Below are 26,231 nucleotides of genomic sequence, written 5' to 3'. Positions count from 1 at the left end.
ACCAGGAAGTCCTTAAAAGTAGTTTCTCCTTATTGCACTACCAATTAGTGTATTTATTCACAATTCATTGCAATCAATATGTTAGGGTTTATACAGAAAACGCATACTTCCCAAAAAGAATCCTACTAACACTAATCCTAAACCAATAAAATGTCCAAACATTCCATGCTGGTCAATGTAGTAAAAAACAAACCCAGTAAAGACCATGAGAATTGAAAAAGCAATTATTTCTGTTCCCGATTTCTCCACATTATAAATCATAAATAAGAAAAAACTAATAACCAGGGATAGGATTATTAAGATTAATATATAAATACCCATTTGATTAAACAAACCTCCCTTATAATTTCAATCTGTCTTTTTAACCTATTTACTTTTTGTTGTAACGCATTCGGAACAAGGAAAGCTACAAATTCTTTCTCGAAACTCCCCGTTTGTAATATTACGGAAAAATCAAACAATTAACCTACTAATATAACCTTAACATACTTTTCCAATAAAATGGATTATAGAGTTTTATTCTTATTTTGGGATTAAGGGCGCTCTAATTGAATAAGAAACAAAACTTATATCTCGATATGCGATGTTTTAAGTGTATAATACGTTTCCATATTCGGGATTACATTCCCTTTAATAATCTACTTCTCTGGACCACCAGCATATTGAGTTTTGCCATCCAAAAATCATTTAGGTGATTCCACCATTTTAATGATTCTTGTTTTAAATATCGATTAAAAACATTCGTATTTATTTCATTACTTAGTAATCTATTTTGCAATTCTTCCAATAATCCAACAGACGCAGCCTCTTTTACAAAGTCGTCGCCATTTGTATGCAACAATTCAATTACCTTAAACACTGCTGGAAACTCACTTAGCTCATTTTGTTTATACAAATCCACAAAATAAGTAGCAAAATCAGCTAAATCTATATATAGTAACTGTTCGTCTCCACTTTCATAATTATTCTGAAAATATTCATCCCAATGTTTTATATAGGCTGTTTTCGTAAGGATTGTGCTATTGAAAGGTAAAAGGGATTAATTTACTATTTTACGGTATAATTAACTGGAGAATTGTTATTCAACGGAGCAGTTTACTGAAAGAAGCAACAGTAAATTATATTGTATAAATAATTGGTGGTTAAGGAGAATTATCCCGTGAAAAGTGAAGATAGAAGAAGGCGATTAGAGCAGTTAATTCAAGAAAGGAATAAACAGGAAGAAAAAATGCAAAAAAAAAACCAAATTGCAGAGTTGTTAGAACTGTTTCCTAAAGAAAGTAATGTGGAAATCTTAGATGAGGTCGAAAGTGACAAGATTGAAAGCAATATGACAGATTGTTTTCCAATTGCATCTTGGGGAAGAATTGATTGGGAGGAAGTAGACAATAAAATTATTTTTACTACAAAAGATATATTGAATATCCCTACTGTTTTATCGAATAAATCTTTTGATATAACAGTTCCCGTTTACCTTATTGTTGGCAAATATAAATACCCAGTTGTAAAGACCAATTTACTTACAATATTAGACTGTATTGAGGATGTTATTTACATGGGTCCAGACCAATGGTTTTTTTGTCCTTCACTAAGATATGTAGTTGAAATTGACCATGATGACATCGTTAGCATAGGTTGGAAATGATATGTTAATTCACTAACGGATTAGTTTAAGAGCTGTTGTAGTTACAGTTCCTACAGTTGTTGAAGTAAGGGGCAGAAGAGAGTTGAATAAGAAATATATAATAGCTTTACTAAATAGGAGTGACTGCATTGGAAGAATACACTTGTCCCTGTTGTGGCTATAAAACCCTTGATAAATAAGCATCTGGAACGTATGATATTTGTAAACTCTGTTTTTGGGAAGACGATAATGTGATGAATGAAAATCCAGATTATTGGGGTGGTGCTAACGGAGTCTGCTTTGTGGAGGGACGAAACTACAAGGACAATCGGTGGGGAATGTGCATTATCCAATGAAAAGAGAAGATAGAAAAAGGAGATTACAAAATATAATCGAAGCAAGAAAGAAACAGGAAGAAAAGATGCTAAGAAAGAAAAAAATTAATGAGATACTAGAACTGTTCCCTGAAAGTGTGGAAATCTTAGGTGAGGTTGAAAGTGAAAAGATTGAAAATAATATGACAGCTTGTTTTCAAATAGAAAGGGTGTGATACAAGTGCATCAATATAATGAATTGGATGTTGTTGAAATAGTGAAGGATTGTCCAAAAGGTCAATTTAAAAAGGGGGATTTAGGAGCAATTTTAGTCGTTTTTGATGAGAATCATTTTGATATTGAGTGTTGTGACGAAGATGGTGTAACTACGTTTTGGGGAACACTGTCAAGAGATTGGTTTAAACCCTATAAGTCTTTTTCGGAGATGGGTGAAAATAGCAAAGATTAGGAGATTTTTTGGAATAATCCTCAGTTAAATCACTTGGTCTTTTGTGAAAAAGTTGAATCTTCAAGAGTCGAATCAGGATGAATCAATCTTTATTCAGCTGAATTGAAGTTTAAAATGGGTGGTGTATATGAATATCCGTAGTGCATTTGTTCAATCAAATAAAATACTAGAACCTATATTTGAATTGGAAATAATAAATAACCAGAAAATACTACAGTGTCTTGTAAAGTCTTGGAACTGTATTGAGAAATTTAGCAAAAATATAGATAGTAAATCAACTCGTTATTTTGAAAATCAACTCGAAATATTAAATGTTGAAGATTTACCTATAACAAATGAGATGCTTTTAGAAGCTAGTACTATTTTTAATCATATGAAAGAAGAAGCTAATAATGATGTAAAGATTTATTTAGATTCTTACTTTAAGTTATTAAAAACGTTACTAATTTTCAACAAACCTTTCTCAGAATGTTGTAAGACTTGCCATTATAATATGTATTACTATTTTGATGAAAATACGCATCATATAATTAAGGAATGTGATTTTTGTGGTGCATTGTTTTTAGCAGCTACTGATGAAAACGTTACACCTGAATTTATCAGTAGGTTACGTCCGGCTAAGAAAAATGAATTATTGTCATACCTGTAGTAACGGAGTGGTTCAAAAGTTGTTATTCACATAGTTTGACGGACTGTGTGGGAATCGAAGAGTTGTTGCTAACACCGTTTGCATTTGAAATGACAAATACTTATGATAGGTTACGTTTGTCAAAATTTAATATATAGTCCTTGGTTGTTTGTCAGATTTGCAGAGATGAATTTTATGAGGTGTCGGAATGAATTTAAAAGAATTTATGAAAGAAGCATTCCCCAATTTAGAGCTAAGACCACCTTTGTTTTATAGTTGGGATATTGGTATAAGGTTTGAACTTGGTGTAGATTGGAAAAGGGGGTACGATTATCCCAACAACCCATATGTGTTGGGGTGTTATAGAAGAGCGAATACTTTATTTGAAGCAATACACTCTCCTACAGATGATATATTTGTTGTGATAGATGTAAATGATTTTGATAAAGGTAAAAATATCAACCGTAAATTAAAGAACTTTTCACCTTATATTGAGAAATCGCATTTGTATAGGTTAAAACATCAAATGATGCCCTATATTTTCCCAGAAGATGACGATAAAGGAACATATAGAACACATAGATTTACTTTAAAGTGCAAAACCACTGAATTTAAATTCAAACCTTTGTTAAAAGCATTATGCAATCAGGATTTAGGTTTAACACCAAGTATTTATCATCGGGTTTATTTCATAAATATTAACAAAAAAACTATATTTCACGTTTACGATGACAGGGGTTGTGATTTATTGGCAACTTCACCTGAAACAATAAGAGATATATATGAAATATTTCATGAGTGGATTTTGGATTATGACAAACCTGAAATTGATAAGGTTTTTAATTGAATTAGGACGAAGGGGAAATACCATTTCTGGCGTTAGTCTCTAGTATATCAAAAATCAATACTAAAGTTTAAGAGAGCTAATTTTTACTCGGCACCATTTAGGAGTCAACAAAATAGTTACTTAGAAGAATGGAATCTATGGGAGTTTACAACGAAATGTTATTTGGTATTCACCAAATAATCTCGAGGAATTAGTTATCATTATCGAAAAAGACCCATACACCTTTGTTTGCTATGTTATCCCCAAAAATCATAATGGCCACTTAGATAAGTATATATACTTTATACATGTAGTTGAACACTTAGAGGATGAAGAAAAGAACAGTGAGAAGTTAGGGGTATGTTTATTGAAGAAAGTGTTGATGGTATCTTTAAAAAAGCTATTTTCCCAAAATTGAAAGGGCAATTTAATATTAAGACTGAACTATTCAACTAAAGGGTGCGAATGCTTAACAAGGGTATTCGCCTTTTCGTGTTATAGTAAAGGGTATCTCCACATGGGGAGTTATTATAACCTAATAGAGATACCCATTTTCAATATACAATTATTGTTTAAAGTCTATGGTGAGTTCAAATTCCTTTAAAAATATAGGAGCCTTTTGTTTAAATGTTATAAAATATAACTCATCTATGCTTGGTGTTGAAGAGAAAACAGCTTGATATTGATTCGTTGTACCGTCCAAACGATTTGGCGGTCGATTGTCAGATTCGTATCTGTTTCCGGACGAGTCTTCTACTAGAAGAGCATGTGATTGTTCGTATAAATTTTCCCCTTCTACCTCATAGATTACTGTGATTGTTTCCTTTTCTTCAACGACATTTAGTATGGTAATCGTTCCTATTTCTCCTTGTGATAGAGTGAGTTTTTTTCCTTCCCATTTCCCGCGAACAACGGGAGGTGCCTCTGTCGTTATATGTTTTAAATATGGTTTGATAGTAATGAAATCAGGTACCAACTCAAGTGGCTCAAAGTTATACTTATACGATTTTACAAATTTGTTTTCTTGTGGCGAACCGCCACCGCCACCTCCAAATGGTTGAAGAACACGCCCTTCATTATCCACGACCATAAAGGACAAATGCATATAAGGGTCTTCATCGTCAATTGTCGGTATATCTGTGATTTGACGAAAGGCGATTTCCGTTGATGTATTAAAAAAAGTAATCTTATCATAATGGATTGTCAGATCTTCTGTTTCCATAGTTTCGTTGACGAGAAAGAATTTGTTATCACCTTGCAACTCCACAGGAAGTTCCACCTTCCAACTATTCCCGTGCCGTGGACTGATTCCAAGTAAAAAATGATCTGGTATTTCGTCTCTGAAACTAATATTGATTGTTCCAGCATAGTTCCCGTTATCTAATAGCTCGCCACGTCCACCCATTCCATAGTTTCCTTCCCATCGACCATTAATGGTCAAATCAATATCTGAAGGGAATGGATAATGAGCAATTGGAACTGCTGGATCAAGCGATTCAATAATATAGCCAATATGAATTTCCGCACCGTCATATAAGCTTTCCGTAAAGGTGATTCTGTGTCCTTCTGTTTCCACATGTTCCCCTAATAAGATGGTCAACCCTTGATCATTTCCGCGCTGAACACCAATATTCCCGACAGTATCAAAAACAGAACCGATAATAGGGACTGATCTCATCGTATCAGCAACGGCAGGAGAGAAAAAGGAAACTGCTAATGTAAAGAGAAATGCTAAAGAAGCGGCAACCGTGGAATAATAAAGTTTAGAATAAGGATGTCTTCTTTTAGGAAGCTGTTGTAATGTATGGTTTATGCGTTTCGAAATTTCATCTGGAGGATGTTGATTTACTTGGTTTTTTACTTTATCTTCCCATTTTTCCATTTTGAATTATCCTCCTTAATTAAAATTTCTTTTACTCTTTCACGTGCTCTACGCAATCTGGTTTTGATCGTATTTTCTGGCACTTCATAAAGACTTGCTAGATCATGTATCGAAATATCTTCAATATGAAAAAGCTGTAATAAATCGCGTTGCTCCACGGGCAAGGCATGAAGCAGTTCTGTCACCTCTATTTTTTGGAAATTATCGTCAAGGGAGCGGGGTTCTTCCCATTCCTCAATGGTAATGACCTTTTTTCTTTGTTTTAAAATTTGATAGCTTTCGTTCATTAATATCCGAATGAGCCAAGTTTTAAAATATTTCGGTTCCCTTAATGTAGTGATGTTTTCATAAGCTTTTAAAATCGTTTCCTGAATCGCATCAGCACAATCCTCATCACGGGAGAGAATTGTTTTTGCGACTCGATACATTACTACTTGATGGGATACAATTAGTTTTTCAAATGATGTACTATTCCCTTTTATTGCCCTTTTCACCTCTTTTTGTATGTCCAATGCCTTAACTCTCCTTTCGGTCGCCCTGTTAATTAGATACAAAAGTGGTGAGCTAGGTTTCATTTATTTTAAAAATAACAAAAAATTTCAAAACCTAAATTTAATTCTATATAAAAGCTTAATTTATGAGTACACTTTGTAAAAAGCATTATATCCTATGAAAAACTTAAAACTATTGGGTTTTGATAGTGAAAGAATCTTTCACTGCCCTCGGGTCCTAACGAATGCGATAGCTGAATAAAGGGTATTGCTTTTCTTTTGTTGAATAAAAGGGCGGGATAGTAAAAAATCAAAAGGAGTAAATATAAAAGTAGTTATCTTTATCATAACATGTATTTTAGTTCTTATTATTTCCCTCTTTTTTATCCAAACGAAACTTTTACAAAAAAGGAAGTTCAATATGGGCAAGATGACTATTCTATTATGCTTATCTGTTTAAAGCAACAAAATATTAAATCCTACACCATTTGGTAATGTCTTTGTAGATAAAGAGACAAAGTTAATGGTTACTGACAATAAGGTGTTAGAATTAAATAACTTAGAGGTTGGGAAAAAGTTGAAGATTGAATTTGAGGAACAATTAATTAAAGTATTACCTGGAATACCAAAAGAAAGTGCTGAAACAATTGTGTTACTGAACTAACGGATGCTTTTCTTCAAGAGGAGATGTTCTCGAGACTTATTAAAGTAGGTGGAAAGATGAGAAAGTACGTAGTCCTACCTAAAACAATGGCTAATGTCCAAAAGTTGATGATTTATGGAACAACTGATGGTGTTTTTGTGTTTTTATATGACACTGTAAAAGATGCCCCGTGCTTTGCTGATATATTTTTTGAAACGTTAGAAGAAGCAGAGGAATATTGCCAAGAGTATGGAGTTAAAAAGGAAGATTGGACTTTTGTTCCGAACCCATTAGATGGTTGTTTTCATGATTTAATTGAAAGCCATTAAGTTATTACGAACAGGTCAGTGGAATAACAAAAACTAGCCAGATGCGAATTTATAGAATCAGGAGAGAAGCCCTTGTCTTATAAAGTAAAATTAAAGCAAGTAACCATTGGGAAAAAAGAGTACGAAGTTATACATTTAAACCAATCTATCCTTGGAATTGAGACATGGGTATATCCAGATACACAAATCAACGTGTACGGAAACGATGCTGCAATCAATATATTAGCTTGTTTATATGACGTTGTTTCTACTAACAAGGTACTTGCGTATTTGGAGCGCCACAGTCCTGAAGGTGCGGATTTGGTTATTTTTCATGGACAAAGTACACCTATAAATTTTAGACTTACTCACCTAATCAGGAAAGCATTGAAGAAAAGTCGCATAGGAAGAGATATTGTTCTTGATTTACGACCCGAATGCAAGGATGACAAAATGACTGATGATTGGAAATTTGAGGAGTCATTATCTATTCGGGTTGAAGACCATTGTGTGTTGATAAATGGCTCTACTCTAGGATTGCGTTTGTCAGCATTAGAGTGTCTTTATCTGACCAAAAGTGATTTAGGACATCAGCACTTTGATTGGTGGTCAACTAAAAAAAGCATCGAACTTATCATTAGGAATAAAGACAGGGACGATTAATTTTCGTATTCTTATTACGCTAACGGAGCGAATGCTTAACTAGGGTATTCGCCTCTTCTTGTTGAAAAAGGAATATATGTTTTTCTAGAAAATAATAATAAAATCCTATATCTATAAGCTTTACTCCAAGTAGGAAGTAAAGCTCTTTTATATTCAATACGATATTTTGTATACATAATGACATTTAATTCGTTTTAGTAGTTGTGAAAGGAGATGAAGAAATGAGTAAGCCCTCAAATGAAGAAATAGCTAGATTGACTAATGATATATATCAAAAACTTTGTTCGATGGGGGCTAATCCAGAAGATGCAAAAGAAATTGTTCAAGAAACCCTATATCGTGGATTTTTAAATATTGATGGTATTAATTCTAATGCATTTAAATCTTGGCTTTACAAGGTTTCGATCAATCAATATTACGATTTGTGTAGAAAAAGTAATCGTCATCGAATAATTGAGCTTGAGGATTATCTACTGATATCGGAAGAAAATCAGGTAGAAGATACCCTAATTAAACAAGAAACAAAAGAAGAGTATGAACGGGTATTACACAAGTTAAAACCACTTGACCGGGAACTAATAAAAATGAAATATGAAGATGAATTTTCGTATAAAGAAATTTCTGAGTATCTTAATTTGAAAGAAAGTAATGTTAAGACCTATTTATATCGTGCTAGGAAGAAACTTTCACAACTTATTAGGAGGGATAATAATGAAAAATAAGCCATTCGAGTCTAATGATATTGAAGAAATTGTTAATAAAGCAAAAAGAAAAAGTGTTCTTCGAAATATAATCATTTCTACTATTTCACTAGTCTTTGTGGGATTGCTATTTATTTTTGTTAATGGTCAGATTATAAATAATGCTCATTCCAAAGCAGCAGATTCAAACAGATTATTATATAAAATTTCACAACCAAATATACAAATCGGAGGAGAAAAGGTTGATTACGGGATTCTATCGGGGTCCTACACCTACAATAAATACAAATTAATTGAAGATAAGGTAATCCCTTGGGGTCAAGATATACGGACGTTTAATGCGTTAGGACATAATGCTAAATATTCAGCATTATCGGTATACGATGAGGTAAGAGTAGGTGAATCCAAAGAAGAGTACCGACATTATAACACTACAAACGGACAGAGAACGATGCATTTTTATCATCCTTGGTTTGAATATACGGCTATTCATAATGATATGGACTTAATACAAAATGCTCCCGATGACGCAGTAATGGAAATAGCCATCTCTTTTGACCAATCTTATTCAGTTAGTGAAATACAAGAATTTATTAAACTAAATAAGAAAATTACATGGTATTGGGTTAATGATTATAAACAAAGTGCGAAAGAACAGTTGAAAGGACTTCATGAATCGGGAACTACTGCATCGTATGTGTATGGTTTTAATGTTACTACACTTAAAGGAGAAGGAGACATTGTAGCACAGAATGAAAAGGATTTTCTTGCTATATTAGAAGAACTAAAAAAAACAGGAAATTATGACTTTATTATAGACAATCTTCTAGAAAGTACGAAAGAAAACATGAAAGAAGGCATAATCCTTGGTGCTGTAGTAACTGGAACCAAAGAAGAGCTATTAAAACTAAAAGAAGAAAAACATATTAGGGCAATATCTTTAGGTGCTGTTGCAAGAGAATATTAATATTTATATAAGAATAAACGGAAGCTTAAGTGTACCTATAGCAACAAATATAACAACTATTTACTGCAAAGTACAACAATACCATTCAAAAGAATGTGATAGTTTACAATTTGGTGCAATAGTTGAAAGGTCCTGATGAGCATTTGGTGCACAGTTCAACAACTATGGAAACAAAAGCATGAGGAGAGACGATACACTTTTTAGTAATCGTCTTTCTTATTATTAATTGGAACAATATCACCATTAGGAAACTCCTTAACAAGTTTTCCCTCTTTCTCATATACGATATATGTGTTGTAAACTTTTGCATCAATTTTAGCCCGTTCACCGGTCATTTTGGCCCATTTACTTACCCACTCATATTTTCTTTTAGGTTTATTGTTTTGTTCTGACATTAGGAACACCACCTTTACTGTAAATTATATCAGATGGATAATAACAATTATAAGTGATTTAAGAGGCTTGGTACAAAGTATTTGTGAACAGTTACTAAGAGCAAATCAGAACTTAAGGTGAAAAAAGTCAACTAATAAAATCTTATGTTGCAGTACAACGATACTATACATTGAAACGACATCTAATTATGCTAACTTGTGATAAAATAAACTTAAAGAAAATACCTTAACTAGTGGGGGTAACTGTAATGAAATTTATATATTTTAACGATACAGGAAGAAGGGTGAGTATACATCCAGCAACTTTTTCACATGGTTGTAAAGGGTCAATTGAAGCTATAAAACCATTAGAACAAAGAGTGTTTGAATTACCAGAAGGTACATTTCCATGGGTTAAAATGTGGGATTACGGTGAAGTTGGATTAAGTATATTGGTTTCACCAATGAAAGAGGTTGAATAAAACCTGGTACTATAAATATTACCTTAAAGGCTTTAAAATATAAAAGTGTAAAAAAAGATTGTGAAAATTGATTGGAACTTTGCAAAGATGGATATATAGCAAAAAGATATTTGCTGAAAAAAATGCTGATGGTTCAATGATGTGAATTAAAACATTATTCATAATATTGAATTGTTTCGAGGATTATTATTAGAAAAAACAGGATGTACAGCCAGCTCATGGAAAGTTAAATACATAGGTGTATATATGCTAGGTAAAAAAAGAAGGGTGATAAAATGAATGGAGAAGAGATAGGCGAATTAAGAAGGGCATACGAATTATTAAAGAGAGTATATGATAATCAGTTTATTGTAACAGAGCATCTTAAGCTTGAGATTACAGAAATAATGACACCTAAATGGATGGATGAACTTGATGATGAATAACCAATGTATTAATTTATAAATTGTTAAGTTTTGCTAGGCCTTATGTAATTAATACTTCTAAAACCATTTGTCTGCATTACAACTGTCCTTGGTAATAGAATAATATAATTTAAGAGATGATGAAGTACTAGTATGAATTAAAATTCTCTCTAATAATCCTACGTTACAGGAACTAAGATAAATGATCCTTTATGGCTTGATAGAAGAAATATATATTTGTAACGGTCAAAAAGAACAAACAAGTAAATTTGATAAATGATGTTAAGCCTTTACTAATATGTACCGTTATCGCTCACGAATGTACGGTCTTTATTTTGAGATAAAAAAGGCACTCATTTTGAGCGCCCATTTTACTCTGCACGCAACCGAAGTATCGCCAATAGTCTTTGAAATAGAAGAACTGAGCGACTTGTTTCGTTTGCGTGTTTTATCATGTCTATTAATTTGTTCCGGTCCAAAAGCTTTACTCCGTTCGCTTTTGCTAACTTAACCGCAGCTGGAGTGAAATATTGATTAGTTATGACAATCGCGTTAGTAGCCTTATACATCGGCTTAGCTGCGACGATTTCTTGGACGGCTGATACTCCAATATTCGAACTATAACGTTTAGCTTGGACAACTGTAACTTGACCCTTAACGTTCCGTAATACTAAGTCAGCTCCGAAATCACCTGAACCACGAGTTACCTTAACAGAGTAACCTTTTTTGCGGAAGAGTGGAGCTAAAAAATGTTCGAAGTCATGTCCGTTTAATTTATCGACATTATGAATTTCTAAGCGATGCCTTCCACTCAGATTAAATATGCCTAAACGAGGTAAACCAAATTTATAAATGATAAAAGCGATAGGAGACAAAAATAATAAAACTATAATTGTAATTGATAATGGTTCATCGGGATACGTGGTTATAAAGAGTAAAATACCGAACGCAATAGTTGCAACATTACTATAATCATTCTTCTTTTTTCTATTTCTCCGTCGTTTTCTTGGCACTTTATCATCAACCTTCCATAAATATATGGAATAGCTTGTCCTATTTTTTTGAATTTTATGTAAATGTACTAATTTGTTTGTTCTGAAAGTTATTTTTCTATTTTTAATAGGCCAATACTATAATTCTAGATGAAATCAAGTGTGTAGAAATGATCAAAATGCCACCTGTATGAACTTCGATGTAGATTAGAGAAATATGGTTAGCCTTCAGCTTAGAGAGGAGGTTAACTATATGGGCACAATTGAGATAACTATACTTTTGTTTATAGCTGGTTCATTCATGGGCATGTCCTTGAAATTAGTAATAAAGCTAATAGAAATGAAAACACAAGAAAAGTAATCCGCAACGACTACCAATTATCCGAGTTACTTTCCTGAAAGAGCTGACCATATTGGACAAGCAATTTGTTATTTAGAGCCGAGTTGCTTGAACATTTTGGTTGTTTATTTACTTTATAAACCTATCTTAATTTTATAAAAAAGGTCACGTACCTTATACCAGAAAAAGGCGGTGTTAACTTGGAAGGGAACTCGTTTTTTATAAAAGACGTTAATGAATATTTGGATTTAAAGTCAATTATTGAAGAAATCTTTGATTTAAACAAAGAGATTCCTAACCAAGTTTTTCAAAAAGAGTATAGGGGTTATCTTTTTGGACAGTTCGATAATATAATGAGTGAAGAATTTTTCACTACAATTAGAGGATTAGCTGAAAAGTCAAATGATGATTATATAGTAATAGCGGTGTTAAACCCACACCCAATGGACTATTATTACAAGGAGTTCGGTTACTTTAATTGGGCAAAGTTGCATCTAAGTCTAAGTAATGGCTACTATTGGAGTATTTTAAATGAGGGTCCACCAAACTGGGAAGCAGATGCGATTGTGCATAATGCATTTATTATAGCGTTCTTCTCACCATCTAGAAAATGGGGAATATGGGCTGATAGAAATTTTGAAATCAGTGTTATCGCTTTTAATGAAAAAAATGAAAATAACCAACTGATTCTTGATTCTTGGCTTCCGGTTGAAAATGAAGAAGTTGTTAATTGGATGAAATATTCTTTTAGACCAGATTATAAAGTTCCGCAGTCTTTTACAGATATGTTAAGGCGGAATTACCAAAAAAGGGAATGAAAAGGTTGAATAAATCGAGTAGTTATTCAGCTAAAGGATGCGTTAATTGAAGAAGAAAAATAGGACCGTACATCTAAATGTATACGGTCCTTTTATTAATTTTCAATTTCGTATCTCCGAAAGCTCCCTTATAATGTTAGATAATTCAAATAGCCCTTTTTCCATATGTGAAAGACTAGCATATGAATATGATATCCGAATATATTGGTCAGATTTATTATCATATATATTCCCTGGATTAATCAATAACTGCTTCTGAAGTGCTGTATCAAAAAGTTCTTTAATAGAAATTTCTTGTAGTAAACGTAACCAAATATAAAATCCCCCACCGGGCGTTTCCCATTCTGCTATATCTGAAAAATAAGAGTTCAAAATATTTAGCGTAAAATCCCTTCTCTCTTTTAGTTGCTTTCGAATATTTTGCAAATGTAATTGATATAAACCACTTGAAAACCATTCCACAGCTAACCATTGCGATAAGGAACTAGAACCGTAGTCTGTTTGCATTTTTATATCGGCTAATCTGTCAATAACCTGCTCAGGTCCAATAACCCAACCAATCCTTATACCAGGACTGAGCGTTTTGGATAAACTACCTAAATAAAGTACCATCCCGTTATCATCCATTGACTTTAATGGCAGTGGTGGTTTTCTATCAATCCATAGTTCTCGATAAACATCATCTTCGATTAATGGTAATTGTTCTTTTGAACATAAAGTCAATAATTGTTTTCTTCTATTAGAAGTCATTATATTCCCTGTTGGATTTTGAAAGGTGGGATTAGTGTACAATAATGCAGCATTGTGCTGTTTTCTATAGAGTGCAACAAGGCTTGGGTCAATTCCCTCGGCATCCAACGGAACTCCTGTTAATTGCATCCCTGCTGATTGAAAGGTATTTATTGAATGTAAATAAGATGGTTTTTCAGTAAGTACAGTAGACCCACTATGCAACAAGCCCATACTAATAAGTTGTATAGCTTGTAAAGCACCAGAAACAATCAATATCGAGGATGGTGAAGCATCAATCCCAAGTGTTTTTACATAATGACTAATTTGTTTTCTAAGAGCCAATAAACCTTTAGGTTCTTCGTAACCAAGAGAAATTTCTTTTTTGGGTAGACATTTGAGAACTTGGAGCATTAAATCATTATTCACTAAGTCGGGAGCTAATTCTCCAGTTCCAAGTCTAATAACTTCAGGAACAAATTCAGCTCGATTGATATCTTGAATTGTTGGTAAATTAGGAAAATAAGTACCGGATTTCACGTAGGAGTTCCAATCTGGTGGTGGAGTAGCAGACAGTAGACTCCATGTATTATTAATAACCTTTGTACCACTTCCACTTTTCCCCTCAATAAGCCCCTCGGCTGTTAACTCATCTAATGCAGTAACAAGAGTGCTTCGGTTTACTCCAATACTTTTAGCAAATAACCTTTGAGGTGGTAATTTATATCCGACAGTCCACTCCCCACGAGCTATTTTTTCTTTAATAAAATTAGTAATTTGTTTATGCAAGGGAATAGAAGAAAATTTATTTGGCTTCCAGTTAATTGGTTTCATAAACATCTCCACTTTTTTATTCTGTTATAAATTATATATCTTGGTTGGGTTAAATACCAACCAATTGGTTGGAGACATTTTCATTAATTCAAATTATGATATTTTAAGTGAATTATTCTATTCCGAAGGAGAGGAGAATTTTATTTGTTAGAACCTATAATTCATGGTCTCATCTTAGCTTTAGGACTAATTTTACCGCCAGGTGTCCAAAATATTTTTCTATTTAATCAAGGGATAATCCAACCTAAAATTCGAAAGGCTTTACCAGCTTATTTAACAGCTTCTTTGTGTGACACTATATTAATCTTGCTAGCCGTATTAGGTACATCGCTAGTTATACATGGCTCTTTATGGATAAAAGAAATTCTTATTTGGGGAGGAGTAGTGTTTTTGACATACATGGGTTGGAGTACATGGAAAAGTGAACCTAGTAATGGTGGGGATATTACAAATAAGCGGTTCACAATTAAAAAACAAATTCTTTTTGCGGCATCTGTGTCACTTCTTAATCCTCACGCAATAATAGATACAGTAGGTGTTATTGGACCTAGTTCATTAAGTTATAATGGTGAAGAAAAAATATTGTTTGCTGTTGCTTGTATTATCGTATCCTGGGCGTTTTTTTTATTCCTCATTTTACTTGGGCGTATTAGTAGGAAAATGGATAAAACCGGAGGATATATGTTGGTTTTAAATAAAATATCCGCACTTTTTATGTGGGGAGCAGCAATATATCTAGGAATCTCTAACTTTCTTTAAGATTTTAGGAAGAGTTTAGTAACTTCAAAAAGGTGAAAAATGGTTTTGTGATATCCCAATGTTGAATATAGGAAGGAGAACTCGTGAATGAATGTACTTATACTAACGGCTCTTATGTTGAATAAGAAATCCGAAAAAAAACAGATCCATTTGTTGCACAGTACAACCATACTGGACACGATATATATGTTTCAATGCAATCACTTTTAAAGTGATCGTTTCTTATTTGACGAGATACTGTGCAGTAGAAGATATTATAATTTAATCGTTAGTTGTAACTCGAGGTTTGTTTACTTATGCAGGAACATAAAATTAATCTAACTGCAACAGAGTTTGGTTCCATTTGGACAATTTTTATTACAGTAAGTTGGACCATACCTGTATTGATATTTTTTTAAATGGTGGAGGATTTAGAAGTGAAATCTCTGATTCAATCCGCCCTAAATTACTTTGAAGAACATTTAATTGAATTAAGGAATATCTTTAACAATGAATATTATCCTGTTCCTAATGGTTTTACCAAATCGGATGTTAATCTTGAGGATCCACGTCTCTTTTCTAATATATACTCTTTACTTTATTAGAAACATGGGTAAGGCAGGTATCGCTGCTAATGGTGCTTTTCAGCAGCAAGAGAAGATATAAGAAAATTGTATAGTAAATACCTAAACGACTACGTTAAAATGTGGATGAAGCTAAGCGAGTTCTTTTATCTAAGGGTTTATTTGTTCGTCCACCACATTTACTAATCCCGAAAAATACGGAGTTTGTACAAAGTGAAAAGTTCCTTAGAGGCTAGCTCGGTGCTTTGGAAATAACGCACATCTATATGAATTTCACTAATAAACTTTACAGTAATTCACTACTAACCGGATTTAAGCAGGTGGCTCAGAATGAATAAAGTAAAGAAGCACTTTATTAGAGGTGTGGAATTAGGAAAGCAGATAATGCTAAACGCATTGTTAATTCCCTTTTCCCCTCCCAAAACAGAATCCGTTATATTTTGCATAGGTTGCTTTTATTAAATATTAGATTTTATATGTAATACTTTTCTATAGCCGCCTTTGGTAACTAACTCCTTTATGCTCTACACAACAAATACATGACTCATTTTACTCCCCATAATGGTGTTTGAAAAACAATTCCCATCCCTTTACCATAATCAGTAAGAACTTTATTATGACGGAGCAGTTCTTGCATGATTGTAAAAAGGGTAATTATAGTCACACGTTTATTATTAGGATGCAACAACAACTATTGTACATATTGAACCAATGACATTTCTAGAAATAAAGGAAATAGAAAATAACGAGAGTGTCATAATTTTGGGGAATGAAGATATTGAGTCTCTAGTTAATGTATAAAACTAATTATCTATTAATGTCTCTTCTGTTGTTGGGTAGAAAAATCAAAGAGCTTCACATATACAATGTTACGATAATGAAACTTTAGGAGGATGAAATGAAGAAATTCCTAATTGGTATTGCAACAACCGCCATCCTGTTGTGCTTATTTCTAATATATAATCACAACCAACTCCCAACTGAAGAAGACGTGTTTGACATTACAAATAATTGGTCTACTCAAACTGAGGAAGTTTATTTGGTTAAGAAAATAGACGAGGATTGGGTAACTGTTTTTAGAAGTGAGCATTTCATATTCGTCGGGCAGTTAGAGCAAAATCGATTGGGATATTGGAAGTTTAAAGAAGAGGGAGGTGGAAGTTCATTAGCATCCACATATTATCCTCCTGAACAAGATGTTGATTTAACATGGGCAGCTTCAGCTATAGATGAAGAAATGTCACAGTACTTTGGGCAAATTATCAATCCTAATATACAAGAAATCAAAGTGAAAACAGAGAAGGACACCTTTAACAATGCTTTAATAATTGATACAAATGGAAAACGTTTTTTCTACAAAAAATCAGATGCACCAATGGAATTGCCTATTAACATTAGGGGTAATTCTGAATCTGAAGATGTTATATATTCTACATTAATAGAGGAATAACAGAGATGTTTTAGTAAAGGCAGTAAAAGTTTATCAACGTTATTGTTTTTCCTTCTACCTAAACAGCCTATATAAAGAGTCTTGTTAAACTTGAGATAAGTACCGATTATGTTATTAATTTGATTGGGGGATTATCTGGATGAAACATCTATTTAGAGGTTCATTATTTATTCTGAGTATGCTACTTATTGGCTGTTCAAACGAAGAAATGACTAACTATGAATACACGTTTATAGGAGAAGGGGAGTATTGGAAAGCTGAGTATCTTTATGAAGGAACGGAAATATGGGGAGAGGAAGAGGGAGGAATCACATATTCTAATGAAGATAGTTATGTATTAAAAATAACGTACAAGGGCTCAAAAGAAGAAATTCAATCAATGGAAAACCTAACATTTTCTTATGATGCAAGAGTTAATGAAGGTAGTAGAGTTATGGAGTTTACCGAACCGCACAATGATATTACATTTGAAATAAGTGGTGGCGGTACTGGGGCAAAAGTACAAGAGGCTGATATTATAAAAGTTAATGTAAACTGGGATGCTTTTGAAGAGACATTTGAATTGATAAAACAAGAGAGATACTAAAGTTTTTTTTGAACATTTCGATAAAAAAATAAATGGCGTATTGATTCATTTAACAAAAGTAACAGTTGAAGTTCAAGTTTTCCTTTGTGCAACTATTCTTATTATGGCTAAACAGTAAAAGAATGTATTTCTTTTTTGAATTATTTATTGTAAAGTAAAAATGAACTGGAAAATTGTAGCTAGGGTTCCGCTATCTAACTAGGTCAGTGACCAAGGGCTACATCTTTTACCATAATGTAAAAGGCACCTATTGACATAAAAGGTCCGAGGGGAAAGGTTCAGCGTATTTGCTATGCGTTGAAATCCTATTCCCTTCGGACCTTTTTTTGTATTTTTTGGGAGGTTTATTAAATGAAAAGAATTGATGAATTAAAAGCGGCAGTGGCAGTTATTATTTTAAATGAGAAAAATGAAGTTTTGTTACAGAAAAGAGCCGATGTTGGCCTATGGGGTATTCCGTCAGGACATATTGAACTTGGAGAAACAGTTTCTCAGGCAGCTATCAGGGAAGTAAAAGAGGAAACTAATGTAGATATAAGAATTAGAAAGCTTATTGGTGTCTACTCTGAACCTAGTTCACAGGTGTTTGCTTATCCAAATGGTAAAGTAGTACATTTTATAACAACTTGTTTTCTTGCTGACATTACAGGTGGAGAACTTAGATGTAATTCTGATGAATCGCTTGAAATAAAATTTTTTGGAGCAGAAAACCTACCGCAAGCCTTAATAAAAATGCACCCCCGATGGTTAAAGGATGCACTTGCTGATATTGATTTGGCGTATATACGTTAATAACATCATATTGAGCTAAAGAGTAGCTTTGAATTAGCAAAATGAAATAATAATAATACTATTGGTAAATGACTCGAACTTATCGAGTCATTTTTTGTTTTGTGTCAAGGCTCTCTTTATTTTTGTTACTCCTTCTGACATCTCAACTTCATCTAAATTCCCAAATCCTAAAATGATATGATTTGAATATAATCCTTTATCAATTGTATGCATCTCAACAGGGTAAACTTTTACTCCTAGTTTATATATATTTGATAAGACCTTATCCGTAAAATGAATTTCTTTAAATTCCACTACAAAATGTAATCCAGTAGAATCACCTTTAATACTAATTTGGTCACCAAATTCCTTATATAGTGTTTCTTTTAAAAAATCTCTTCTTTTTCGGTAAATTTTTTTCATTCGGAAAATATGTTTTTCGAGATAACCCTCTTTAATAAATAAAGAAAGTATAAGTTGGTCTAGAGAGGGTGTATGTAGGTCGCTAAAAAATTTTAACATTCGCCCACGCTCGATTAAATCCGGAGGGAGAATTAAATATCCTAATCGTAATGCAGGAGAAAGTATTTTACTGAAAGTTCCTATATAAATAGTACGTTCAGGGTCTAGCCCTTGTAATGAACTTACTGAAGTGCCTTCGTATCGGAATTCACTATCATAATCATCTTCCACAATATAGCTGTTCATTTTCCTGGCAAATTCGATCAGTTGTATTCTCCTTTGAATTGGTAAAGTACCTCCTATTGGAAATTGATGTGAAGGTGTGATGAAAATAAATACCGGTTTTATTCCATTTGGAATTTGGCTTGTATCCATTCCATTTTTATCAACTCTTATATTAAAAAGGGAAGCCCCGTATGATTTAAAGATTGTTTGTATTTCATGTGTAATGGGGTCTTCAATGATTACTTCGTCATTTGCTGATATTAGTAATTTAGCTACTAACGTCAATGCTTGAGTAGCTCCACTAGTAATAACTAATTGGTCTGGATGACATTCCACACCCCTTGTTCTCAGTAAATAGTCTGATAATACACTCCTTAACTCTTTCCGACCTTCTGGTGAATCATATCCAAATAGAGAATGGTCCGTTTCAATGCTTACGCGTTTAGCTAGTTGCCCCCATTGTTTTCTTGGGAAAAGGTCTAATGCTGGGATTCCTGAACGAAAATCAATGATGTTATTATTTTTCTCCGAATTACTATTTTCTTTTATAAAATTATTATTCATAGCTTTCTTTTTTAAGTAAGCCCCTTCAGCCACAAACGTACCTGCTCCTTGTTGACCTTCTAAAAAACCTTCTGCCAGTAATTGGTCATAGGCTTCTAAAACAACATTTCTTGAAACTCCTAGTTTTTCAGCTAGATGTCGAGTAGAGGGAAGACGATAACCTGCTGAAAGCTCACCATTTAATATTTTTGTTCTTAACTGTTTATAGATTTGCCGTATCAACGGTATATTTAGTGAGCGATCTATCTTTAACCATGCCATTATCTATCTCCTTTAAAATTGGTACCATAAAACAACCATATAATTGGTCCTGTTTTATACCATTTTATCATGGTAATTTTTATATACAATATATTCCTAATCAAACTTTTTAAGGATGTGATTATTTAATGTTTACAGAGGAAAAGCGATTTTCCAACGCACTTAAATCTATTGCTAGGAATCAGGAAATTAAAGCTTATTTTAAGCAATCAGAAGAGATTTTCCCATTGATTATGAAGGGGGTAAATCGCTTTGTTGCAGGTGAAACAAGAGCTGATGGAATTAACCGTGTTAAGAATCTATCTAGCAAGGGGTATAAAGTTTCTTTAGAATTTATTGGTGAGAATACAACAACTGAAGAAGAATGTAGGTTAGCAACAAATGAATTCAAAACGTTAATTAAGGAACTTGGCGATAATCAAATAAATGCCACTGTTTCCTTCGACCTTTCACACATCGGCATGATGATTTCTGAATTACTAGCAATCTCGCATGTAGAGGAATTAGCGAAAGCAGCACAAGTGCATGGTGTTCAACTTATGATAAGCATGGAAGAGTCTCAAAAAACAGATAAAATACTATCAATCTATAAAAGAATATCAAAATACCAGAAAAATGTGGGTATAACATTGCAAGTTTACTTACATCGGTCATCTGAAGATTTAAGAGAGTTGTTACAAACATCAGGTAAAATACGTTTAGTAAAGGGGGCTTATCAAGAGCCAGAGGGTATCTATATACCAAGATCTAGAAAATTAAATGAACGCTATATTGAATTTGTCTCAAGGTGTATTGAAAGAAATCATCCCATTTCAATTGCTACTCATGATGAACAATTATTAATTCAACTGAAAGAAGAGGGATATCTATATAGTAAGAATGTTGAGGTCGAAATGTTAGATGGAGTTCAATGCGACTTACTCAAATCTTTAAAGGAAGAAAATATACAGTCCAAAGTCTATGTAACATATGGTACTGAGTGGTATTTATATATAGTTCATCGTATTTCTGAATACCCCCCTAATATTTTTACTATTATTTCAGATATAATTGAACAGAATACTGTTGAAATCAATTCATACTAAATAGTTTTGAACATTGATAATGGAAAACATTTGGTGGCATGTCCAAATGTAGAGGATTAGTCACGAACAAGCTAGGGTTCTTGTTGCTAGAAATCGTAATAAAGCTACTATATCAAATATAGCTTGTATCAGGTGTGTTGTGGAAACTAAGGTAGATTTTATGATTGTCTTGAAGCTGACACCTGGTAATGGTCTGGTTATACATGTTTAGAGAGAATTTTAAAACTGTATTAAGGTTCAAAGAATTTTTTGTAAGAACACTGGCAGAAGAAAGCGCTACATTCTTCAATAAACGAGAGCGATGCTTAACAAGGATATTCGCATTTTTTTGTTTATATAAAGAGATAGTTTATAGAATAAGTCACTATACATTTTAGAATACTAAAATGAGGTGATGATTTTGAAAAAGCAATTAGCTCTACTTTTATTTGTTATGACTATGGTGATTGCTAATACCACAGCATATGCCCAAACGATTAATGAAGCTGATACAGAATTATGTGATACGTTTAAATACGCACTGATAAGTAGCCTTAGAGAACCCGTAGATAAAGCCATTGTTCAAATATATAAAGATGACAAAGATGCACCAGAAGGACTCACGTGGGCATCTTATGATACAAAAATACTTAAAATTGAACAGGTGTATGGTGTAGGTGGACTATACGAGTTAACTCTAAAAGTCTATCCTTATTATGATGCCCATAACAACTATGGAGTAGATGAAGTCATTATTAATACAGAAGGGGAATTATTAGGTTTTAAACACTTAAAAAAAATCCCACTAAATTAAAGGATACAATAGCCGATTCATATGGTTATATCTCCTAGTGTGATAAGAATATATGAATTTGGATGAGTTCAAGGTTTAAGGTCAACATGGATTCATACAGCTCTAATACGAAAAAATGGAGGTTCCTAATAGATAGGAATCTCCATTTTTTATTAATACATCAACATTTATATTTTGGATAATAGTATGTAATCCCACGTTAAATGCAATTTACTAATTTTGATGTGAGAAAAATTTTAGTGTTTCGAGCCTACACTCGCTGTTGCTTTTTACGGGTTCAAGTAAAAAATTTATTTACTAATTCCGAAACTTGATGCGCGTATAAATGGTTTTTCTTCTAAGGTAGATAGTGCTTCTACTGTACCAGTGAGGACCACTCCAATTATTTCTATATTTTCTTTAGTTGGTTCATCTGCTCCATTTTTTAATTGGTCATAGATTCTACTCATCTCGCTCTGATAACGCCCCTTCATTTCTGCACCAGAACTAATTAAATTAATAAAGTTAATCTCTGGGTTATCAATTAATTGTCCCATAGAATCAATTCCATTAAAACCATATACTTGATTTGCGTTAAGTGGTTTTGCAGCTTCTGGTCCAAATTCTCCACCCTTTAATGAATTCAACATACCATCACTGATCGTATTTACCCAGTACCAAGATGGGGTCATATTGGTAGGTATCATATCATTTATTTCATTTAATGAATATCCTCTATCAAATGATATGCTCACTTCAAGTAAGGTATCATCTGGAAAGTTATTTAGCTTAAGAAGATCTTGCTCTAATTGTTCACTTGTATACTCGACTTGTGGGGGATAAAAATTCATCACCTTTTGTGCAAACTTATTATAATAACGAAATTTACCTTCATTTTCTTGCTTTACTTGGAACACATTACTATTGCTACTCCCGTACATCCGATTTGTTAATGGAAGTATGGAATAACTTCGACTTAAAACACCACTGAATACAGGTGAATCTCCTAATAGTTTATATGTTGAATATTCTAGTTCACCTACAAGAAATCCGTCATTTAATTGAGCATGTGTCATATAGGTATTTGGGCGAGCAATTTTGTAAAGAAGCTCTTCTTCCCATTGTATGTTCATCGCTTTATTATTAAGAAGTTTACTATTAGTTATAACGATACAAATAGTTAAAATAAAAAATAGAATTCCACTAATAAGTATATTTCTGACGATTACTTTACGTTTTGCTTTTTTAAATAATTCTATTGGTAAATCTTGATTAAAAAGGTCTTCTTCGAATTGTTCTTTATTTTTTTTCATATTGAACCTCCCATTTCCTTTTAAATTCTTTACGTGCGCGAAGCAGATAAGTTTTAATTGTGTTCTCGTTACTATTAAGTAATGATGCTATTTCTTTGTATGAATAATCTAAAACATACTTCAATATTAGAAGATCTTGAAATACAACTTTCATTTCACTAATGATTATTTTAATCATTTCTCTTTTTTCATAATTTAATAGCTCCTGTTCTCCATCCTTACCACCCAATAAAAATTGTTGGAGAAACGTTTCATCATCGATTGGTAAAACTATTTTTCTTTTTTGGATTCTACATAAATCATAATAACGGTTTGTCGCAACTCGAAATAACCAAGAACTTAACTTGTTTTTATCGATGACTTCGATGTATTCAATGAATTTTATAAATGTTTCCTGAACGATATCTTCTGCATCTTCCTTATTACAACCTCTCTTGCGTAAATAATAATAAATCCTTTTCATTTCGGATTTATATAGTGAATTAAAAACTTCATGTTTCATCATCCTCCTCCCTTCTAGAAGGTAGTTCTTAGTTGTATTTGTCTTTATAACGATTCAAATGATAAGATGTATACAAATTATTTTTACCATATGAATTTTAAACATCTTTGAATATTCACATTGAATAAAGGCATAGGGACTAGGTTTCCTATGCCTTTATCTTTATATTTGCGTATTTCTGTTTCAAGTAACGCATCCTTAGCTACAGTAAGTTTGCAATGATACGACATTACTTCGAGTCGTGGGTATGATATGCCGACTGATATGCCTACTTAAACAACCGATTCAGCCCTTCAATACTATCCTGGCCAAGAGCTTTAAGTTAAGTCTTACACACTCTTCACTGTACCGCTCTAGATAGTTGTAGAGGATTACATACTTTCTTCGCCTTCTTTCAAGATTTCAAAATTCATTCTTCCATCTCGATATTTTGCGAAAGGGTCATCTTTTTCAATAATCCACACTTTTCCATCCCAGAAATCTACTATCTCAGACCGCTCAAAACGTTCCCCATCTTGCTCAACGATTAGTGATATTTCGAGAAAAAAAGTATGGCCATCTTCATATCGAATTTTTTCAATTACAAAGTCTCTTATTTTATAATCTCGTTCCTTTAAATAGTCAATCTTCTGCAAATAAAATGCTTTCGCTTTTTCCTTGCTCAATGCTGTACCATCAGTAGGGTGACTATCTTCTGTGTAGTCATACAGATACAGTTGTTCAAAAGCCGCAACGTAGTCTTCTTTTATAAGAGCATTATAGTAATCTCTTGTAGCACTCTTTGCTCTGTTTTCCTCAATGAAGTTACATCCTATTAGGAGAAAACTTAATGCGTAAATTATTATTAAGGTTATTTTTTTCATATTTCTTAGCCCTCTCTTTAACTATTTCTAATATGTTTCGGTACTTTAATTGGTCCTTTTTACAAAGTTAATACACAGTTTACATTCATATATTAACATAAATATCCAGTAATCCTGTGATAATTTCAGAAAATAAAATGAAAAGGTGAGGTGATGCCAATTGTCCTGTGATTTTTGGGGTAATTTGTTGTAAATCTATTTGTTAATTGGCTTGGTAATTCGGTTTACTGTTAGATGATTTATTAGTTTTTGAAACAATATAAAAAATAATTGCCACACTCTACCGAGGATAATATCGCCTTAGTGCGAGAAATTCGAACCGCAACCGTAACTTATCATCGGGTCAGGAAACATCAAACTATCAATAGACAGTCTTATAATAATTAAGTCAGAAAATACGAGTCAATGGTAATAGTAAAATTCTTTTTTTAAAGAGTTTTACAAAGTATTAAATTAAATGGGAAATTTAGGGGCTGAAAATTTAGCTGTTAGTATAGAAGTGTTAACTTATTTATAGATATATAATTTATCAAGAAATATATATAGCGAAAAGGAGTGAGAGAAATATGAAATCTTTTTATATTCTTGGGACAATATTTATTATCTTTATTCTAGTAGTTCCTTCTCTAATCGTCGTTGGCTTTTCATCAGATAAGATCATGAGTATGAATGACAAAAAAGAATTGGTACATGATCAAGCCACTAATTCCGAAAAAACGGTTGCTGTTTACCGGAACGAAACAAATGATATAGAAGAAGTACCACTTGAGGAATACATAATTGGTGTGGTTGCTAGTGAGATGCCAGCAACGTTTGAGTTAGAGGCTCTCAAAGCACAAGCACTTGCTGCTAGAACATACTTTTTACATTCTTTTAGTTCAAATGATGTTCATTCTACTAAAGAATACGATATAACCGATTCTGTGAACCATCAGGTATATAAAAATAACGCTGAACTTAAGGAAAAATGGGGAGACGATTATATTCTTTACATGGAAAAGATTAAAGAAGCTGTAGCTCAAACTAGAGGTGAGATTATAACATACAACGGAAAACCTATACTCTCTCTATACTTTTCTAGTAGTAATGGATATACTGAAAATTCAGAGGATTACTATGAGAATGAATCTCCTTATCTAAGAAGCGTTGCAAGTCCTTGGGATAAGGATTCTCCTCATTATGAAGTTGAAACGGTAATATCTACTGAAGAATTCGAACAAGCCCTTGGTATAGCGCTCGATAATTATAGTGACTTTGGAATCAAGAGCCGTACAAAGGGGGGAAATGTTAGCAGTATTAGAATTGCAGATAAAGAGTTTACAGGACGGATGATTAGAGAGCTCTTACAATTAAAATCAAGCGACTTTACTATCACTCGGCTTGAAGATACAATTTCTATAAAAACTAGAGGCAATGGTCACGGAGTAGGGATGAGTCAATACGGAGCCAACGGAATGGCGAAAGAAGGTTTTTCCTATAAAGACATCATTCATCATTACTACCAGTCTATCGATATTCAACAATATTAAGAGTTTTAAAATGGAAATGAACTATAAACACTTAGCA

The 26,231-nt window shown here is 32.9% G+C and carries 32 protein-coding genes and 1 pseudogene; 22 read left to right on the top strand and 11 right to left on the bottom strand.

What is annotated here, in order from left to right:
• Nucleotides 1-81 precede the first annotated feature (81 nt).
• Together BK585_RS14685 and BK585_RS24915 are read right to left on the bottom strand one after the other, a co-directional pair.
• Nucleotides 82-321, bottom strand: a complete 240-nt coding sequence (locus BK585_RS14685; RefSeq protein WP_078554355.1) for a hypothetical protein — start codon at nucleotides 319-321, stop codon at nucleotides 82-84.
• Nucleotides 322-619: 298 nt separating this feature from the next.
• Nucleotides 620-994, bottom strand: a complete 375-nt coding sequence (locus BK585_RS24915; RefSeq protein ID WP_419095571.1) for a DUF7674 family protein — start codon at nucleotides 992-994, stop codon at nucleotides 620-622.
• A 165-nt stretch (nucleotides 995-1,159) separates the two neighbouring features.
• Here BK585_RS24915 and BK585_RS14675 point away from each other — a divergent pair, with 165 nt between their 5' ends.
• The 6 genes and pseudogenes from BK585_RS14675 (at nucleotide 1,160) to BK585_RS14650 (ending at nucleotide 3,882) form a co-directional block, all read left to right on the top strand.
• On the top strand, nucleotides 1,160-1,645 hold the full coding sequence (locus tag BK585_RS14675) for a CDI toxin immunity protein (RefSeq protein ID WP_078554353.1): 486 nt from the start codon (nucleotides 1,160-1,162) through the stop codon (nucleotides 1,643-1,645).
• Nucleotides 1,646-1,773: 128 nt separating this feature from the next.
• Nucleotides 1,774-1,947, top strand: a pseudogene (locus tag BK585_RS14670) (CPCC family cysteine-rich protein); the annotation flags it as partial.
• A gap of 29 nt (nucleotides 1,948-1,976) precedes the next feature.
• Nucleotides 1,977-2,174 (top strand): hypothetical protein, encoded by a 198-nt coding sequence (locus BK585_RS14665; RefSeq protein ID WP_078554352.1) that lies wholly within the window; start codon nucleotides 1,977-1,979, stop codon nucleotides 2,172-2,174.
• 5 nt (nucleotides 2,175-2,179) lie between these two features.
• Complete coding sequence (locus BK585_RS14660; protein ID WP_170885610.1) at nucleotides 2,180-2,407, top strand: DUF4926 domain-containing protein; 228 nt, start codon at nucleotides 2,180-2,182, stop codon at nucleotides 2,405-2,407.
• 127 nt (nucleotides 2,408-2,534) lie between these two features.
• Nucleotides 2,535-3,056, top strand: coding sequence for a hypothetical protein (locus BK585_RS14655; protein ID WP_078554350.1), 522 nt, complete (start codon nucleotides 2,535-2,537; stop codon nucleotides 3,054-3,056).
• A 187-nt stretch (nucleotides 3,057-3,243) separates the two neighbouring features.
• Nucleotides 3,244-3,882: a DUF3885 domain-containing protein gene (locus BK585_RS14650; protein ID WP_245805842.1), complete on the top strand. Its 639-nt coding sequence runs from the start codon at nucleotides 3,244-3,246 to the stop codon at nucleotides 3,880-3,882.
• A gap of 544 nt (nucleotides 3,883-4,426) precedes the next feature.
• On the opposite strand, the gene BK585_RS14645 is transcribed toward BK585_RS14650, so the two are convergent.
• The gene (locus BK585_RS14645; RefSeq protein ID WP_078554349.1) at nucleotides 4,427-5,743 is read right to left on the bottom strand and encodes a DUF4179 domain-containing protein; all 1,317 of its coding nucleotides are present in this window, start codon (nucleotides 5,741-5,743) and stop codon (nucleotides 4,427-4,429) included.
• A complete protein-coding gene (locus BK585_RS14640) occupies nucleotides 5,719-6,255 on the bottom strand; it encodes a sigma-70 family RNA polymerase sigma factor (RefSeq protein ID WP_078554347.1) in 537 nt (178 codons plus the stop codon). The genes BK585_RS14645 and BK585_RS14640 overlap by 25 nt, the downstream gene beginning before the upstream one ends.
• A 502-nt stretch (nucleotides 6,256-6,757) precedes the next feature.
• On the opposite strand from BK585_RS14640, the gene BK585_RS24105 reads away from it, so the two are divergent.
• From BK585_RS24105 to BK585_RS14620, 5 genes are all read left to right on the top strand, one after another.
• The gene (locus BK585_RS24105) at nucleotides 6,758-6,898 is read left to right on the top strand and encodes a hypothetical protein (RefSeq protein WP_170885609.1); all 141 of its coding nucleotides are present in this window, start codon (nucleotides 6,758-6,760) and stop codon (nucleotides 6,896-6,898) included.
• Nucleotides 6,899-6,954: 56 nt separating this feature from the next.
• Nucleotides 6,955-7,206: a hypothetical protein gene (locus BK585_RS14635; protein WP_078554344.1), complete on the top strand. Its 252-nt coding sequence runs from the start codon at nucleotides 6,955-6,957 to the stop codon at nucleotides 7,204-7,206.
• A gap of 72 nt (nucleotides 7,207-7,278) precedes the next feature.
• Nucleotides 7,279-7,848, top strand: coding sequence for a hypothetical protein (locus tag BK585_RS14630; protein ID WP_078554342.1), 570 nt, complete (start codon nucleotides 7,279-7,281; stop codon nucleotides 7,846-7,848).
• 221 nt (nucleotides 7,849-8,069) lie between these two features.
• Complete coding sequence (locus BK585_RS14625; protein WP_078554340.1) at nucleotides 8,070-8,570, top strand: RNA polymerase sigma factor; 501 nt, start codon at nucleotides 8,070-8,072, stop codon at nucleotides 8,568-8,570.
• A complete protein-coding gene (locus BK585_RS14620) occupies nucleotides 8,560-9,516 on the top strand; it encodes an anti sigma factor C-terminal domain-containing protein (protein ID WP_170885608.1) in 957 nt (318 codons plus the stop codon). Before BK585_RS14625 ends, BK585_RS14620 begins: the two co-directional genes overlap by 11 nt.
• A 200-nt stretch (nucleotides 9,517-9,716) precedes the next feature.
• On the opposite strand, the gene BK585_RS14615 is transcribed toward BK585_RS14620, so the two are convergent.
• Nucleotides 9,717-9,911, bottom strand: coding sequence for a hypothetical protein (locus tag BK585_RS14615; RefSeq protein ID WP_078554336.1), 195 nt, complete (start codon nucleotides 9,909-9,911; stop codon nucleotides 9,717-9,719).
• A gap of 248 nt (nucleotides 9,912-10,159) precedes the next feature.
• Between BK585_RS14615 and BK585_RS14610 the strand changes: the two genes are divergently transcribed.
• Together BK585_RS14610 and BK585_RS24100 are read left to right on the top strand one after the other, a co-directional pair.
• Nucleotides 10,160-10,372, top strand: a complete 213-nt coding sequence (locus BK585_RS14610; protein ID WP_078554334.1) for a hypothetical protein — start codon at nucleotides 10,160-10,162, stop codon at nucleotides 10,370-10,372.
• Between the two features lie 275 nt (nucleotides 10,373-10,647).
• Nucleotides 10,648-10,797, top strand: coding sequence for a hypothetical protein (locus BK585_RS24100; protein WP_170885607.1), 150 nt, complete (start codon nucleotides 10,648-10,650; stop codon nucleotides 10,795-10,797).
• Between the two features lie 350 nt (nucleotides 10,798-11,147).
• On the opposite strand, the gene BK585_RS14605 is transcribed toward BK585_RS24100, so the two are convergent.
• Nucleotides 11,148-11,789: a restriction endonuclease gene (locus BK585_RS14605; protein ID WP_170885606.1), complete on the bottom strand. Its 642-nt coding sequence runs from the start codon at nucleotides 11,787-11,789 to the stop codon at nucleotides 11,148-11,150.
• 519 nt (nucleotides 11,790-12,308) lie between these two features.
• On the opposite strand from BK585_RS14605, the gene BK585_RS14600 reads away from it, so the two are divergent.
• The gene (locus tag BK585_RS14600) at nucleotides 12,309-12,926 is read left to right on the top strand and encodes a hypothetical protein (RefSeq protein ID WP_078554330.1); all 618 of its coding nucleotides are present in this window, start codon (nucleotides 12,309-12,311) and stop codon (nucleotides 12,924-12,926) included.
• 102 nt (nucleotides 12,927-13,028) lie between these two features.
• Here BK585_RS14600 and BK585_RS14595 read toward each other — a convergent pair whose 3' ends face one another.
• The gene (locus BK585_RS14595; RefSeq protein WP_078554327.1) at nucleotides 13,029-14,489 is read right to left on the bottom strand and encodes an aminotransferase-like domain-containing protein; all 1,461 of its coding nucleotides are present in this window, start codon (nucleotides 14,487-14,489) and stop codon (nucleotides 13,029-13,031) included.
• Between the two features lie 144 nt (nucleotides 14,490-14,633).
• Between BK585_RS14595 and BK585_RS14590 the strand changes: the two genes are divergently transcribed.
• The 5 genes from BK585_RS14590 to BK585_RS14570 all read left to right on the top strand — a co-directional run bounded on the left by BK585_RS14590 (nucleotide 14,634) and on the right by BK585_RS14570 (nucleotide 18,639).
• Nucleotides 14,634-15,248 carry a LysE/ArgO family amino acid transporter gene (locus BK585_RS14590; RefSeq protein ID WP_078554325.1) on the top strand — a complete coding sequence of 205 codons (615 nt, stop codon included), beginning with the start codon at nucleotides 14,634-14,636 and terminating at the stop codon, nucleotides 15,246-15,248.
• Nucleotides 15,249-15,646: 398 nt separating this feature from the next.
• The gene (locus BK585_RS24910) at nucleotides 15,647-15,832 is read left to right on the top strand and encodes a DUF3231 family protein (protein WP_078554323.1); all 186 of its coding nucleotides are present in this window, start codon (nucleotides 15,647-15,649) and stop codon (nucleotides 15,830-15,832) included.
• A gap of 877 nt (nucleotides 15,833-16,709) precedes the next feature.
• On the top strand, nucleotides 16,710-17,261 hold the full coding sequence (locus BK585_RS14580) for a hypothetical protein (RefSeq protein WP_078554321.1): 552 nt from the start codon (nucleotides 16,710-16,712) through the stop codon (nucleotides 17,259-17,261).
• Nucleotides 17,262-17,400: 139 nt separating this feature from the next.
• Nucleotides 17,401-17,847 carry a hypothetical protein gene (locus tag BK585_RS14575; RefSeq protein WP_078554319.1) on the top strand — a complete coding sequence of 149 codons (447 nt, stop codon included), beginning with the start codon at nucleotides 17,401-17,403 and terminating at the stop codon, nucleotides 17,845-17,847.
• Between the two features lie 351 nt (nucleotides 17,848-18,198).
• Nucleotides 18,199-18,639 (top strand): NUDIX domain-containing protein, encoded by a 441-nt coding sequence (locus tag BK585_RS14570; protein ID WP_078554317.1) that lies wholly within the window; start codon nucleotides 18,199-18,201, stop codon nucleotides 18,637-18,639.
• 87 nt (nucleotides 18,640-18,726) lie between these two features.
• On the opposite strand, the gene pdxR is transcribed toward BK585_RS14570, so the two are convergent.
• On the bottom strand, nucleotides 18,727-20,130 hold the full coding sequence (gene pdxR, locus BK585_RS14565; protein WP_078554315.1) for a MocR-like pyridoxine biosynthesis transcription factor PdxR: 1,404 nt from the start codon (nucleotides 20,128-20,130) through the stop codon (nucleotides 18,727-18,729).
• A 128-nt stretch (nucleotides 20,131-20,258) separates the two neighbouring features.
• Here pdxR and BK585_RS14560 point away from each other — a divergent pair, with 128 nt between their 5' ends.
• Together BK585_RS14560 and BK585_RS14555 are read left to right on the top strand one after the other, a co-directional pair.
• A complete protein-coding gene (locus BK585_RS14560; RefSeq protein WP_078554313.1) occupies nucleotides 20,259-21,215 on the top strand; it encodes a proline dehydrogenase family protein in 957 nt (318 codons plus the stop codon).
• Between the two features lie 400 nt (nucleotides 21,216-21,615).
• Nucleotides 21,616-22,008 carry a DUF3888 domain-containing protein gene (locus tag BK585_RS14555; protein ID WP_078554311.1) on the top strand — a complete coding sequence of 131 codons (393 nt, stop codon included), beginning with the start codon at nucleotides 21,616-21,618 and terminating at the stop codon, nucleotides 22,006-22,008.
• Between the two features lie 290 nt (nucleotides 22,009-22,298).
• Here the strand turns inward: BK585_RS14555 and BK585_RS14550 are convergent, their stop codons facing one another.
• The 3 genes from BK585_RS14550 to BK585_RS14540 form a co-directional block, all read right to left on the bottom strand.
• Entirely contained in the window at nucleotides 22,299-23,300 is a 1,002-nt protein-coding gene (locus BK585_RS14550) for an anti sigma factor C-terminal domain-containing protein (protein ID WP_078554309.1), read from the bottom strand.
• Entirely contained in the window at nucleotides 23,287-23,805 is a 519-nt protein-coding gene (locus BK585_RS14545; protein ID WP_078554307.1) for an RNA polymerase sigma factor, read from the bottom strand. The genes BK585_RS14550 and BK585_RS14545 overlap by 14 nt, the downstream gene beginning before the upstream one ends.
• A gap of 368 nt (nucleotides 23,806-24,173) precedes the next feature.
• Complete coding sequence (locus BK585_RS14540) at nucleotides 24,174-24,665, bottom strand: hypothetical protein (RefSeq protein ID WP_078554305.1); 492 nt, start codon at nucleotides 24,663-24,665, stop codon at nucleotides 24,174-24,176.
• A 566-nt stretch (nucleotides 24,666-25,231) separates the two neighbouring features.
• On the opposite strand from BK585_RS14540, the gene spoIID reads away from it, so the two are divergent.
• A complete protein-coding gene (spoIID, locus tag BK585_RS14535) occupies nucleotides 25,232-26,194 on the top strand; it encodes a stage II sporulation protein D (RefSeq protein WP_078554303.1) in 963 nt (320 codons plus the stop codon).
• Nucleotides 26,195-26,231: the final 37 nt, after the last annotated feature.

It is taken from the genome of Bacillus alkalicellulosilyticus (assembly GCF_002019795.1).
Classification (GTDB): domain Bacteria; phylum Bacillota; class Bacilli; order Bacillales; family Bacillaceae_F; genus Bacillus_AO; species Bacillus_AO alkalicellulosilyticum.
This window is presented reverse-complemented; position numbering and strand designations above follow the sequence as displayed.